The organism is bacterium (assembly GCA_021372615.1).
Taxonomy (GTDB): Bacteria; Armatimonadota; Zipacnadia; order Zipacnadales; family UBA11051; genus JAJFUB01.
On sequence record JAJFUB010000021.1, the window covers coordinates 77,193 to 91,444 of the forward strand.

General features: G+C 68.3%; 11 protein-coding genes. 10 read left to right on the forward strand and 1 reads right to left on the reverse strand.

The features are described from left to right. The first annotated feature begins 19 nt into the window (after window positions 1–19). The 10 genes from LLH23_03295 to LLH23_03340 all read left to right on the forward strand — a co-directional run bounded on the left by LLH23_03295 (window position 20) and on the right by LLH23_03340 (window position 12,765). A complete protein-coding gene (locus LLH23_03295) occupies window positions 20–1,477 on the forward strand; it encodes a polysaccharide deacetylase family protein (GenBank protein ID MCE5237498.1) in 1,458 nt (485 codons plus the stop codon). Window positions 1,478–1,489: 12 nt separating this feature from the next. Continuing rightward, entirely contained in the window at window positions 1,490–2,692 is a 1,203-nt protein-coding gene (gene ilvA, locus LLH23_03300) for a threonine ammonia-lyase (protein ID MCE5237499.1), read from the forward strand. Between the two features lie 98 nt (window positions 2,693–2,790). After that, the gene (locus tag LLH23_03305) at window positions 2,791–4,092 is read left to right on the forward strand and encodes a permease (protein ID MCE5237500.1); all 1,302 of its coding nucleotides are present in this window, start codon (window positions 2,791–2,793) and stop codon (window positions 4,090–4,092) included. A 125-nt stretch (window positions 4,093–4,217) separates the two neighbouring features. Further along, window positions 4,218–5,441 (forward strand): molybdate ABC transporter substrate-binding protein, encoded by a 1,224-nt coding sequence (gene modA / locus LLH23_03310; protein ID MCE5237501.1) that lies wholly within the window; start codon window positions 4,218–4,220, stop codon window positions 5,439–5,441. Window positions 5,442–5,602: 161 nt separating this feature from the next. Continuing rightward, entirely contained in the window at window positions 5,603–7,156 is a 1,554-nt protein-coding gene (gene modA / locus LLH23_03315) for a molybdate ABC transporter substrate-binding protein (GenBank protein MCE5237502.1), read from the forward strand. Window positions 7,157–7,313: 157 nt separating this feature from the next. Then, complete coding sequence (locus LLH23_03320; protein ID MCE5237503.1) at window positions 7,314–8,108, forward strand: ABC transporter permease; 795 nt, start codon at window positions 7,314–7,316, stop codon at window positions 8,106–8,108. Further along, window positions 8,105–8,875, forward strand: coding sequence for a substrate-binding domain-containing protein (locus LLH23_03325; GenBank protein MCE5237504.1), 771 nt, complete (start codon window positions 8,105–8,107; stop codon window positions 8,873–8,875). Before LLH23_03320 ends, LLH23_03325 begins: the two co-directional genes overlap by 4 nt. A 9-nt stretch (window positions 8,876–8,884) precedes the next feature. Further along, a complete protein-coding gene (locus LLH23_03330) occupies window positions 8,885–9,976 on the forward strand; it encodes an ABC transporter ATP-binding protein (GenBank protein MCE5237505.1) in 1,092 nt (363 codons plus the stop codon). Between the two features lie 326 nt (window positions 9,977–10,302). Further along, entirely contained in the window at window positions 10,303–11,406 is a 1,104-nt protein-coding gene (locus LLH23_03335) for a PQQ-binding-like beta-propeller repeat protein (GenBank protein MCE5237506.1), read from the forward strand. A gap of 6 nt (window positions 11,407–11,412) precedes the next feature. Continuing rightward, entirely contained in the window at window positions 11,413–12,765 is a 1,353-nt protein-coding gene (locus tag LLH23_03340) for a hypothetical protein (protein MCE5237507.1), read from the forward strand. Between the two features lie 271 nt (window positions 12,766–13,036). On the opposite strand, the gene LLH23_03345 is transcribed toward LLH23_03340, so the two are convergent. Beyond that, window positions 13,037–14,131 carry a DUF362 domain-containing protein gene (locus tag LLH23_03345; GenBank protein MCE5237508.1) on the reverse strand — a complete coding sequence of 365 codons (1,095 nt, stop codon included), beginning with the start codon at window positions 14,129–14,131 and terminating at the stop codon, window positions 13,037–13,039. Window positions 14,132–14,252 lie beyond the last annotated feature (121 nt).

Here is a 14,252-nt window from a genome sequence, read left to right on the forward strand (position 1 = left end):
CAAGACACAGGCGGACTGCATGAAGCAACTCCCATACCTGTCGTTCCTCGTCCTGCTGCCGACACTCGCCCACGGGTGGCCGATCATGAACTCCTCTAGCCAACGTCTCACGCTGCGGTTCGCGTCCGCGGCCGAGGCCAACTTGGCGAAGCTGAGCTTCGCCCCGGTCTACGACGACCGGGAGTGGGCGCTGTCGGCCCGGTGGGACGACAGCAACCCCAACAGCCTCGTCATGCGCGAGCACATGGCCAGGTACGGGCTGAAGGGCACGTTCTACCTGACGGGCACCGACCCACAGGGGCGGCTCGGCGAGCAGTTCGCGCGCGACCTCATGCGCGACGGGTTCTCCATCGGCGGCCACACCCAGACCCACCCCTCGCTGACGATGGTGCCGCCCAATGAGATCTGGCAGCAGATCATGGCCAACCGCATCGAGCGCGAGGCGCAGACCGACACGCCGATCAACTCGTTCGCCTTCCCCAACGGCCGGTACAGGTCCGACACCGATCCGCAGGCCATGGCGGACATCACGGCGGCGCTGGAACGGGCGGGGTACTTCCACTGCGTCTACACCGACTTCGTGCGCAACAACCCGCACCTGAAGCAAGCGGAGTGGACGACCGGGTGGCAGGTCGTACCCGGCGACAAGGTGGTGGACGCGGCGAAGTTCCAGGAGAACCTCGACAAGATCCTGCGCTTCAAGGACACCTATCAGACGACCTCGCACTGCATCTTCCTGGGGGTGCATGCCTGGCAGCAGGGCGAGGAGTGGCCGAAGTTCGACGCGGTGCTGCAGACGCTGACAGACCGCAACTGGTGGATCTGCAACCAGACGGAGTGGGCGGCGTACTCGCGCCAGGCGCGGGAGGCGACCTGCCGGCAAGAGGAGACCGCGGCGGCGCAGCCGGCGCGCGAGTACACGATCACGCGCCCCGTCGCGGCCGAACTGGGGGCCGCGGTGCCGCTGACGGTGGTGGTGCAGGGAGCCGCGCCGCAGCAGGCGCTGTGCGAGGGGCAGCCGGTGACGATCGAGCAGCGCGGGGGCCGGGCGATCATCAACCTGCCGGCAGGGCAGGAGGGGGCACCACCGGCGAAGATTGACCACGTCGCGGTCGAGGCCGGGAGCCAGGAGTACGTCGTCTCGAAGGACTTCCCGGGGCTGCGCTTCCGGATGCAGTTGCAGCCCCGAGGCGAGCAGCCCGGCCTGACCCTGCAGTGGCAGCCGGCGCCCGAACTGACGGGGGTCGCGGTCAGTTGCCGCCTGCCGCTGCGCTATCTGCAGAGCGGTGGGGCAGGCCTGCCGACCGCCGAGGGGAGCCGGCTGGAGCAGCCGCTCGCCCGCTTCCCGCTGCAAGAGCGGCCCGACCTCGAGCGCTACCGGAGCGGGCCGGAGTACTTTGTCGTGCAGTTTGACTTCACGTCCCAGTGGGGGCCGGGCCGCATCTACGTGACGACCCAGGCGGATGTGGATGGCTAGGAGCGAGCCGGCATGGTGAGCTGGCAGGACATCGCGGACGCGCGCGGGCGGATCGCGTCGCTGGCACGGGTCACGCCGTTGCTGCCGATCAACGAGCATGTGGACGGCGCGCGGCGGGTGCTGCTGAAGCTGGAGAGCCTGCAGTACACCGGCGCCTTCAAGATCCGCGGGGCGGCCAACTGCCTGGCGCAGCTTTCCGCAGCGGAGCGGGAGCGGGGCGTGATGGCGGCGTCGGCGGGCAACCACGCGCAGGGCGTGGCGGCTGCCGCGGCGGCCATGGGCATCACGGCGACCATCGTCATGCCCGAGACCACGCCGCTGGTGAAGGTCGAGCGCACCCGACGCTATGGCGCCACCGTCATCCTCGACGGCCCGGACTTCGAGGCAGCCTACGCGCACGCCCAGGACCTGTGCGGGCAGCGCAACTGCGTCTTCATCCACCCCTTCGCCGATGAGCGCGTGATCGCCGGACAGGGCACCGTCGGCCTGGAGTTGCTCGACCAGGCCCCCGAGATGGACAGCGTCGTCGTGCCCGTCGGGGGCGGTGGGCTCATCGCCGGCACAGCACTGGCGATCAAGCAGCGGCGGCCCGAGGTGCGCGTGTTCGGCGTGCAGACCGAGGCCGTGCCGGCGCTGGCGCAGTCCTTCGCGCAGGGGCAGCCGGTGGCCGTCAAGCCGCAGCCAACCATCGCCGAGGGCATCGCCGTCGGACAGCCTTCGGAGGTGACATTCGGGCTCATTGAGCAGGTCGTGGATGACATCGTGACGGTGACCGAGGCACAGATCGCCGCGGCGATGCTGGACCTGTTGGAGGACCACAAGCTGGTGGTGGAGGGGGCCGGGGCGGCGCCGCTGGCGGCCGTGCCGCAGCTGGGGGAGAGGCTGGGGCGGCAGACAGTGCTGCTGGTGTCGGGGGGCAATGTGGACGTGACGACCCTGGGCGCGGTGATAGACCGCGGGCTGGCGCAGGCGGGCCGCGCGGTGCGGCTGCGCGTGGACCTGCCCGACCACCCCGGGGCGCTCGCGAAGTTCGCGCGGATCATCGGCGAGGCCGGGGCGAACATCGTGGAGATTCTGCACAACCGCACGACCGGGCACATTGAGGTGGGGGAGGCCGAGGTCGAGGTCGTGCTACACACGCGCGGCCCCGAGCATGTCGGCGAGATGCTGGAGCTGCTGCGCGCGCGAGGCTACAACGCGCGGCGGCATGAGTGAGCAGCTTTCTGCTTTCGTGCCGCTTTCTTGCGCCATGCAAGGACTGCGGAAGGACTGCGCAGCGTTAGTGTTCTGGTAACATAGTTACACCAACGGACATGCACGAACCAACACCGCCTGTCGAGACGTCGCCCGATGCCCACCCCCGCCCCTCGCGCTGGATTGTCGCGGGAGGACTGGCGGCGACGCTGCTACTGGTCGGGCTGGGGGTGCTGTTCGGGCCGCGCCTGTGGACGAACCTCACCGACGGCCTCCCCGTCCGCCCCTCCACCACGCTCATCAGTGTCCTCGATGTGTTCCGCTGCTGCATCCTGACGTGGAAGGCTGTCACGGTGATGGTGCCGGCCTTCCTGCTGGGCGGGGCCATCGCGGCCTTTGCGCCGACGGGCCTGATCCTCAAGTACCTGGGGGCGCGCAGTCACCAGCCGCGGGCCTATGTGACCGCCGCGCTGTCCGGCTCCCTCATGTCGCTGTGCTCCTGCAACATCGTGCCTCTGTTCGTGAGCATCTACCGGCGAGGAGCGGGGCTGGGGCCGGCGTTCACGTTCCTGTTTGCGGGCCCGGCCATCAACGTCGTGGCGGCCATCTTCACCTTCCAGGTCATCGGCTGGCGGCTGGGCGTGTGGCGGGTCGTGGGTGTGCCGCTCATCGCCATCGCCATCGGCCTGCTGATGACACTGATCTTCCGGCGCGAGGCGCGGGACCTCAAGGCAGCACAGGCCGCCACTCCCGAACTGGACGACGGCATGTCGCGGCGGCTGTGGGCGCTGTTCGCCCTGCTGCTGGCGATGGTGATCTTCGGCTCCTGGCAGAGCGACCGCGTGTTCCCGCCGCCGGGGTCCGAGCAGCAAGCCGCCTCGTGGCTGCCCCTGTTCGTCGGCCTGCTGGTCCTGGCGGCGGCCGTGGTCGTGCTCATGGCGCGGAGCTTCGCGGCCGACGAGCGGCGGGCGTTTCTGAGCGAGAGTTGGGCCCTGGTCAGACTGGTGGTGCCGGTGCTGCTGCCGGCGGTGCTGGTGATCGGGGCCATCGCCACCTTCGTTGACGTGAAGCTCGTGTACCATCTGGTCGGTCAGGCGCCGGCCGGGAGCGGCTGGTGGGGATCGCTCCGGCCCATCCTGCTCGGCTCCGTCTTCGGGGAGCTGATGTACTTCCCGATCCTGACCGAAGTGGCGTTCACCAAGGCCTTCCTGAAGCTGGGGATGGACGTGGGCCCGGCGCTGGCGCTGCTGATCGCCGGACCGGGGAGCAGCCTGCCCGGGTTCATCATCATCGCCCGGGCCATCGGCTGGAAGAAGGCGGCGGTCTATGAGGTGCTGGTGGTCGTCGTCACGACGGCGTACGCGGCGCTGTTCGCCAGCCAGATTGGGTCATACATCTGCTCGTGCATGATGCTGAAGTAAGGGCGGCCCGCGGCGGGCTGGAAGCCCGCACTACCGGGAAGGCCGCGCTACGCGGTAGGACTACTGGGGGGCCTGATCGCTTTGTGCCATGGCGCGCTGAACGCGCCCGACTGGAGGTCACGAGGATGCGCACGTGGTTCCCGTTCCTGCTCCTGATCGCACTGGCGGCCCTGCTGGCAGGATGCCCGGCCCGGCAAGCCCCGCCGGCGAGTACCGCTCCGCCCGGCCCGACGCCGGCGACCATCGCCGGCGAGGTCCAGGCCTACATCCCCTGTGGCATGGTCATCCCCATGCACGCGGTCATCCAGGCCTTCGAGGCCAAGAACCCCAGCGTGAAGGTCAAGAGCACCTACGACAACGCCGGGATCATCGTCAAGCGCCTGGCCGAGAAGGGTGAGACGGCCGATGTGGTCGTGTCGCCGGGGAAGACCGAGATGGCGGCACTGGCGACGGCGGGGTTGGTGGATGCGGCCGCGCCGCAGACCGTCGGCACCTTCGAGCTGGTCTGCATCGTGCCCGCGGCCAGCACCCAGGCCATCACCAAGCCTGAGGACCTCAAACAGTGCAAGACCGTCGCCATGCCCAACCCGGATGTGAACTCGACAGGCGCCTCGGGCAAGGAAGCCCTGACCAAGCTGGGCCTGTGGGAGGCGTTGCAGCCCAAGATGATCCAGCCGAACCACGCCATCGAGGCGCACACGATGGTCGCCGCCGGCAAGGCCCAGGCGGGGATCGCGTACAAGAACTGCCCCCTGGAGACCAACCCGGAGAAGCTGAGCAAGTCCAAGGTGCGCATCGCCTTCTCCTTCCCGGCGGACTCGTATGAGAAGCAGCCATGCCTGGTCGCCGTGACAACCAAGGCGCCCAACCGGGCCGCCGCGCAGGCGCTGGTGGACTTCGTCGCCTCGGCCGAGGGCCGCAAGATCCTCGGCGAGAACGGCATGACCGGCTGCCTGGACCTGGCGCCCGGAGCAGCCAAGACGGACGGGGCAGCCCCGGCGACAGAAGCGGGCAAGCCCGCCGTCAAAGCCGACATCACCGTCGTGGCCTTCTACCCGGGCAATGAGAAGCACAAGCCCATCCGCGATCTGGTCATGGGTCTGCCCCAGAAGTTCGGCCCACGGGTGAGTGCCGAGTTCGTGGACTTCACCAGCGACGAGGGCTTCAAGAAGTGGCACGACGAGAAGGGCCTCACGTGCGGGGCCATCCTGATCAACGACCAGCAGACCTGGACCTACGAGCGGAACGGCAAGGTCAAGGAAGTCACGTTCAAGATGGCCGAGGGCGGCGAGTGGACCAAGGAGGACCTGTACGGGGTGGTTCAGAAGCTGCTGAAGGAGAAGCAGTGAGGCGGGAACGGTGAGGCGGGAACGGTGCGGGGGCGGGGTCGTGAGCGCCGGAGGCGCGGCTCAGGCTAGGCGGGGGCGGAAGCCCCCGTCAGGCGGGCACCCCTCCTTACCCTCGTCCGGCGCACCGGCACGCCGACGACAACGTTGTGAGGAGGACGGCGATGGCGAGGCAACTGTGGGTACTGCTGGCGGTGGGTGTGGCGCTTTCGGGGTTCACCGGCTGCGCGAAGAAGCCGACGCCTCAGGCACCGGCGCCACCGGTGATGCCCACGGCCGACGCGTCCCTGCAGGGCGAGCTGACCATCTTTGTGCCCTGCGGGATCGCCGGTCCCTATGGCGAGACCAAGAAGATCTTCGAGCAGCGCTACCCGAACGTCAAGGTGAAGCAGGAACTCGCCAACATTGACGTGCAGGCCAAGCTGCTCGCCGAGGGCAGAGCGCAGCCGGATGTGTGGTTGTGCCTGGGCGACCGGGAAGTGCAGCGCGTGCAGCAAGCCGGCCGCATCGAGGGCGAGCCGGTGACGTACGCCTACAACGCGGTCGCGCTGCTCGTCCGCAAGGGCAACCCCCAGCAGATCGAGTCGCTGGCCGACCTGGCCAAGCCCGGGGTCAAGACCATCGCTCTGGCCACGCCCGAGAACAGCTCCGGCTACTACACCGAACAGGCCCTGCGGAAGCTCAAGCTGTGGGACCAACTGGAAAAGAAGCTGTGGCTGACGCCCGAGCCCGTGCAGATCAAGGAGCAGTTGCTCCAGGGCAAGGCCGACGCGGGCGTAGTGTACTACCCGTGCACGCGCGAGACCCACATCGTGGGAGGCAAGCCCGTCGAGGTGCCCGGCAAGCTGCAACTGCTGGGCAAGATCCCGGCCGAGGTGGCCAGCCCGATCCCCGCGCAGGCGGCGGTCATCAAGGGAGCCAAGAACCCCGAGGCCGCGAAGGCTTTCCTGGCATTGCTGCTGGAGCTGCAGGTGCAGGACATATGGCAGACGTTTGCCTTCGACCCGGCCGTCGTGGACCCCAATCAGATCAGCCTGTACATGTACTGCGGCGCCGGCATCCGCCCGATGATGGACCCGGCGGTGGCAGCCTTCAAGCGGGTGAAGCCCAACGTGCGCATTGATGTCGGCTATGCGGGGTCGGGCTGCCTGCTCAGCCAACTGGCGTTCAGCCGCCGGGGCGATCTGTACATTCCCGGCGAGGAGTTCTACCTGACCCAGGCCAAGCAGCGCGGGTACCTGACCACCAGTCAGCCGGTGGGGTACTTCGAGCCGGTCCTGCTGGTGCAGAAGAGCAACCCCAAGGGGATCAAGACGCTCGCGGACCTGGCCAAGCCCGGGGTGAAGGTGGGCCTGGGTGAGCCGGGAGCCTGCGCTGTTGGCGTGGCGGCGGAGAAGCTGCTCAAGCAGGCCAAGCTCAGCGACGCCGTCAGCAAGAACGTCGTCTACCGCGCCGGCAACGTGCCGGAGTTGGGCAATGCCGTGAAGCTCAAGTCCCTGGATGTGGCCATCGTCTGGAACGTCACCGCCGCGCAACTCACGAGCGACTGTGACACCGTGCCCATTGAGCGCTCGCTGTACGAGCCGTCGTTGGTGCCGATCGCGCTGCTCAAGTACACGCAGCACCAACCGGAGGCCCAGGCGTTCGTGGACTTTCTGACCGGGCCCGAAGGGCAGCGGATCGTGGCCGCCAGTGGGATGACGGCAGCGACGAAGTGAGCCCGTAGCCCGGCGGAAGTTGCCCGACAGGAGTGTCGGGCGTACCGCGTCACGGGGCCACCTCGGCGGGGCCCGGCGCACACGGCGCGCCACCCACCGCCCGACAAGAGTGTCGGGCGTACCGCGTCACGGGGCCACCTGTCGTCTTGTACTCGTCATGACCCGTCTCGGTGCCGTCTTCTTTCGGTTCCTGTTCTTCTCCAGCCTCGCGCTGCTGCTCAGCGTGATCGTGGTCACACTGCTGGCGATCGTAACGTACCTGGACGTCAAGAGCTTCACCGCCGCGCTGCTCTCCGCCGAGGTGCTGTTCGCGATCAAGCTGACAGTCGTCACCACCAGCATCACCACCGCCATCGCCGTGGTGCTGGGCATTCCCTCGGCCTATGTGCTCAGCCGCTACCGCCTGCCGTGCCACGCCCTGATAGACACGCTGCTGGACCTGCCCATCGTGCTGCCGCCGCTGGTGGCCGGGATTGCGCTGCTGGTGTTCTTCCAGACGGCGCTGGGGGAGTGGATCGAGCAGCACATCATGCCCTTCGTGTTCACAACGCAGGGGATTGTGCTGGCGCAGTTCCTCCCCGCGGGGACCTTCTGCGTGCGGTCGCTGAAGGCCGCTTTCGACAGCGTAGACCCGCGGATGGAGCAGGTGGCGCGGACGCTGGGCTGCAGCGAGCGGCAGGCGTTCTTCCATGTGCTGCTGCCACTGGCGCGCAACGGCCTGGTGGCGGGGGCCATCATGACCTGGGCGCGGGCCGCGGGGGAATTCGGCCCGATCCTCATGTTCGTGGGCGCCACGCGGTTCAAGTCGGAAGTCCTGCCCATCGCCATCTTCCTGAACATGTCCATCGGCAACGTCGAGATGGCGCTGAGCGTGACGGTGATCCTCATCGCGCTGGCGATCATCGCCCTCTTGTCGTTCCGGAAGCTGGGCGGGAGGGGGTACCTGTGGTGAAACAGGCCGCCCTGATCGGTGTCCTGCTGGCTGCCCTCGCCGTGGGGGGCTGCCATCGCGAGCCGCCCCGGCTACTCATCATCCGCGGCGGGCCGTCGGTGGAGAAGCTGTTCTCCGAGCTGATCTCTGGCTACCAGGCCGCTCACCCCGACGTCCAGGTGGTCAGCAACTTCACTTGCCCGCCCTGCCGCGCGATGGCGACCCGGGGGATGCCCGTGGACTTCGACCTGTTCGTCAGTCTGGGTGACTTCGAACTCCAGACGCTGCGCCAGCACTCCCAGTTCGTCCCCGCCGCGACCCAGGCCATCGGGACAACGCGCCTGGTCATCGCCACTTCGGCTCACGCCCCGACACCAGTGCGAACGGTGGCCGACTTGCATCGCGGGGGCCTGCGGCGCATCGGGGTCGGGGACCCCGAGAGCGTGGGGGTGGGACACTATGCCGAGCAGGCGCTGCGCCGGATGGGGCTGTGGCAGGAACTGCGGCCGCGGCTGGTATTCAGCCAGAGCGGATGCGAGCTGCTCAAGTGGCTGGGGCTGGGTCGCGACATTGACGCGGCTGTGGTCTTCAGCCTGTGCGTGGGTGACGAGCCGGGCTCCGTGCAGCAAGTGATGGAGCTGCCGGCCGAGGCGGCGCCGCCGGTGCCTGTCCTGTTGTCCGTGGCGCAACAGGCGCCGCACCAGGCCGAAGCGATGCGCTTCGTGACCTTTGCGCGAGAGGCGAGGGAGACCCTGCGGAAGCACCGGGTGGAGGCAGTGGAGCGGTAGAGGAGAGGCGTGGGATGTCCGCCGCACGCGGACGGGGCCCCGCGCCTCATCCATACAGCCATGATCGAGATCAAGAACGCTCACAAGAGTCTGGGCGAGTTCTCGCTGCGCGGAGTCGATCTGCGGATCGAGGCCGGCGAGTACTTCGTCGTGCTCGGCCCCACGGGGGCGGGCAAGACCGTGCTGCTGGAGTGCATCGCCGGGCTGCACCGTCTGGATCAGGGCGAGGTGTGGCTGGAGGGACGCGAGGTGTCGCGGCTGGCTCCGGAGCTGCGCCGCGTGGGCTATGTGCCGCAGGACTACGTGCTCTTTCCGCACATGTCGCTGGGCGAGAACATCGGGTTCTCGCTGGCGCTGCGGGGCGTGGCCCCCGCCGCGGCCCGGGCGCGCGTGCAGGAACTGGCGGAGTTGCTGAACATCGCCCACCTGCTGGACCGCAAGCCCCGCACGCTGTCGGGCGGCGAGCAGCAGCGCGGGGCGCTGGCCCGGGCGCTGGCCCCCGAGCCGACCGTGCTCCTGTTGGATGAGCCCCTCAGCGCGCTGGACGAGGGCACCCGGGCGGAACTGAGCGTGGAGTTACGCCGCATCGCCGACGAGCTGCACACGACGGTGGTGCACGTGTGCCACAACTTCGACGAGGCCCTCGAACTGGCCGACCGCATCGCCATCGTCCACCAGGGCCGGGTGTTGCAGGTGGGGACACGGGCCGAGGTCTTCCGTCGCCCCGCCTCGGCCTTTGTGGCGCGGTTCGTCGGGGCGCAGAACCTCTTCCCGGTGCTGGAGGCCGACCGGCGGCACAATACGGTGAAGCTGGCGGAGACGATGGTGCTCGCGACAGGTCCGCTACCCGAGGCGGGTGAGCTGCTGGCGATGATCCGGCCCGAGGAGATCGCGGTGTGCGGGGGCGGCGAGGCCGGGGCACGGCAGTGGACGCTGGCACGCGTGGACGACCGCGGGCGGCTGGTGCGGTTGACGCTGCGCGGGCCGCTGCCGCTGCAGGTCGCGATGACCCCGCAAGCCTTCGCGGCGGCGGGAGTGGGCGAGGGGCAGGCGGTGGCGGCGTCGTGGGCCCCCGGGGCGGTACACGTGCTGCCGGCGTAGGGGACGTGGTAGTGCGGGCATGGTCCGTGGTGCGCGGCTCTCCAGCCCGCCGCCCGCCCCTTCGGGCGAACGGCTGTGGGAGCGGTCACCGACCGCGATAGTGGCCACCCGGTCGCGGTCGGTGACCGCTCCCACACCCTCCTCATCTCCTCATCCCGCCATCTCTCCATCTCGCCATCCCCTCATCCCCTCATCCCCTCATCCCTCCCGCCCTCCCTCCCTCCCGCCGTCCCCCGAACCTTCCCCCGGGTGCGGCTGCCGTGCTATAATCGGCCCGGCGTCCGGGCAGCGGACGCACGCATCTCTGACCTCCCGGGCGGCCGGTCGTGGACTATCGGATACGCTGGCAACAGCAGCGGCGGCAGCGCCGACGCAAGCGACTGCTGATCATACCCGCCGCCCTGGCGTTGGCGGCAGTGCTGTACTTGCTGCTCCGCAACGTGGGGGGCGGAGGCGCCACCTACTGGGTGCATGAAGAGCCGTTCCACCTGACCCCGCACTTCGCCGTCTCCCCCTCCCTCGTCTATGCCGTGTGGTCGGATGGCCACATCGAGGCCCTGCGGGCCAACACGGGTGCGCCGACGGACGCCACACCGTTCTTCTCGACTCCCGAGGGCTTCAACGCCACACCGACCGTCGCGCAGCATATACTCTACGTCGGCTCAGACGCGGGTGTCGTGCGGGCTCTCGACGGCCGCACGGGGCAGAAGCTGTGGGATCACGACACCGGCGCGCCGGTGCGCTGCCAGCCGCTGCTGGCGGGCGGGCGGGTGTATGTGGGCAATGAGGACGGGGTCGTGTACTGCTTCATGCCGGGGGGCACCAAGGTGTGGACGCAGCGGCTGACGGACGGCCTAGCGGGCCAGCCGGCGCTGGTGGAGAAGCTGCTCATCGCCGCCACCGCGCGGGGCGGGGTGTATGGTCTGGACGCCGGCACCGGGCGTGTGGCGTGGCGGGTGGACCTGCAAACGCGGGATGTGCCCACACCCGTGTTCTCGCCTGTGACGGCGGCGCCGCCACTGGCGCTGGTCGGCAGCGATAGCGGACTGCTGTACGTGCTCGACGCGGCGACGGGCAAGCAGGTGCGGGAGCCGTATTACACCGGCGGGCTGGTGCGGCAGGCGGCGGCGGTGAGCGACCAGGTGATCGCCTTCGGCAGCACAGACGGGTGGCTGCGCGTCGTCAGTCGCGACGCGCAGGAGCCGCTGTGGGCGTACCAGTTGCCCGGCCCGGTGGAAGTTGGGCCCGTGATTGCCGGCAACGTGATCTACGTGGCCAGTGCGACGCGTCTGCTGGCCCTGGACGCGGCCTCGGGCCGGTTGCTCCGGACGTGGAAGGGCGAGCAGTTCGCCGGCGACCTCGCCGTGACTGCCGACACGATCTACATCGGGACGAACCGGGGCCAGCTCATGGCCCTGGCGGCGCTGTGACGGATCATGCACGCAGTGACTGCGGGAGCCGAGCTGTCCCGCCGCAACTTCATCCTGGGGCTCATCAACGGCGGTCTGTTCATCCTCCTGACGGCCGTGATGGATACCGACACGGTTGTCACCGGGTTCGCCTGGCAGTTGACCGGGGGCAATGCGCTGCTGATCGGCATCCTGGTGTCCGTCATCAACACCGGGTGGTTCTGGCCCCCGCTGTTCCTCAGCCCGACCCTGGCGACCCAGCAGCGGCTGATACCGTGGTACTGGGTGTCGGTGGTCACACGGCTGGTCGGGCTCTTCGCCATGGCCGCCGTGGTCTGGACCATTGACCGGTTCTCGGTGGGCGCGGGCTTCGCGCTCTTTGCGCTGATGTTCCTGGTGTACACCGTGGGGGGCGGGGTCAGCCTCATCCCCTTCATGAGCATCGTCAGCGATACCATCCCCCCGCAGTGGCGCGGCAAGTTCTTCGGGGCACGGTACCTTACCGGTGGTCTGGCGGCCTTCGCCGCCGGGTTCGGGGTCAAGGCGGTGCTGAGCGAGCAAGGGCCGTACCCCTTCCCGCAGAACTACGCCGTCCTGTTCACCCTCGCCGCCATCCTGGCGGTCCCCTCGCTGATCGCCTTCTGCTTTGTTGAGGAGGTCCCGCGTCCTCTGCAGCGCCGGCGGCTGCCGCTGATGGTGGAGTGGCGGCGCGGTCTGCGGGTCCTGCGGCGCGACCGGAACTTCCGCCGGCTGGTGGTGACGCGCTCGACGGCGACGCTGATGCTGGGGCTGTCGCTGCCCTTCATCGTGCCGTACGCGCTGTCGCAACTGGGGAGCCCGGCGGCGGCCGTGGGGCTGTTCATGTCGTGCAAAGTGCTGACATACGCGCTCTCCAACGTGTTCTGGAGCCGGGTGAGCGACCAGGGCGGGAACCGACGACTGTTGCTGCTGTCGGCGCTGATGGGGTTGGGGGCGCTGTGGATGCTGCTGGGGGTACGGCTGCTGCCCGAGACGCACCTGGTGAACGTGGTCGGGCTGTCGCTGTCGTGGCGGGTGGCCTTCCTGTGCGTCATCTTCGCCGCCTTTGGCTTCTCCAACGCCGGGCAGGAGATCGGCTACACCAACTTCCTGCTCGAGCTGATCCCCGAGCGCAAGCGCCCCACGTACCTGAGCGTCTTCTATCTGGTGTGGCTGCCGATGTGCTGGGTGCCGTTCCTGGGCGCGCTGCTGATCGGCAGCGGCCATCGGTTCATGCTCGGGTTCGTGCTGGCGGCGCTGCTGTCCGTGGTGCTGGTGCGGTTCACGCTGCGGCTGCGCGAGGTACGGGACCTGGAGGTGTCGGCAGTGCAGACCTCGGCGTGGCGGCGGGTGCGGGGGTAGGCAGCAGGCCACCAAGGTCACGGGGGGACCGGGGGGGACGGCCGATCAGCAGGCAAAAAAAACCGCTGACAGTACAATGGGTGCTGTTCCCTGACCACCCATCTTCTACCAGCGGCTGCTTTCGGTAGGGTTGAGCAGCCACTGGTGGCTGCCAAGATCCCCCTACTGAGAGCGGGCTTTACCCTGATCGAGCTGCACCTGTATGTTACCCCAAAACGGGCAAAATGTTCCCATGAATCTTTGCGAAGAGCCAAGAATCTTCGCGCACGACCTATTCGCCGACCTGGACGAGCTCGTAGTCGGGCTTCCCGAGCTTCAGTTCGTGGCAGCATTGCACCTGGACGTACGGGTCCTTGGCATGGACGCGCTGGAACAGATGGCCCTGCTTGGTGATCTTCATCTGGTCCGGCAGCGTGCCCGGGATGTACTCCACGGTGCTGATGAGGTCCAGCGAAGCCTGCTCGATGGCCACGATGTCGTCGCCGGCCACGGCGCCCACGTCCGGCACCAGAGGCTGCGTGGACCAGCCCCAGCAGTCGCACAGCGGCGTGATGTTATTGAGCACCGTCACATAGTAGACCGCGCCGCGCTCGAACCGCTCCAGGCACTTCTTCGTCGCCCAGGCCATGCCCATCTGGAAATGGCGGTAGCGTGACTGGTCAATGTGGATCGCCTGCACCGGGCAGGCCGAGACGCAGTGCATGCAGTAGCGGCAGTGATGCTCGCTCAGACGGAAGTTGCCACTCTTGTCGAAGCTGATGGCGCCAGTAGGGCAGTTGTCGCGGCACTGATAGCAGTGGGTGCAGGCCTCGCCGTTCCACTCGAAGACGCCCCCCATGAGGCCGTGGATGGCGCCGCGGGTGCGGGTGCTGACACAGCCCATGGCGATGTTCTTGATGGCCCCGCCGAAGCCGGAGTGGCCGTGGCCCTTGCCGTGGGACAGCACCAGCAGGGCGTCGGCATCCACGACGTTGCCGCACAGCTCCACATGGTCGAGAGTCTCGTAGCCGACCGGCTCGTGGTAGTAGTACTTGTCCGCGATGCCCCCGGCGGGCAGGATGGGGCAGCCGAGGACCTCGTGGGTGTAGCCGCGCTTGTAGGCCTCGAAGAACGCGCTGGTGCCATCGGTGATGAAGGGGCGGCCGCCGCCCTGCTTGATGGCGTCCACGACAGTGCGCACGAAGTATGGGTGCAGCGTATAGATGCCGCTGCCGCCGCCCAGGTGCATCTTGAGGCACACGGTTTTGCCGGCGAAGCGCTGGCCCAGCCTGGCCTTCTCGATCATCTTCGCGTACTTGTAGGGCAAGCTGGCCTCGGCCGCCAGCCGGGGCAGGTGAGCAGAGGCGAACAGAACCTTCTTGGACATGTCGTGACCTCGAAAGTGAATCTGGGAACGTGTCTACATATTTCCCCACTGCCCCCGTGCCGACCTCCGGCGCGCGCCCTCGGCAGGACAACTCCCTGCCGAGGGGCAATCTCACCCCACG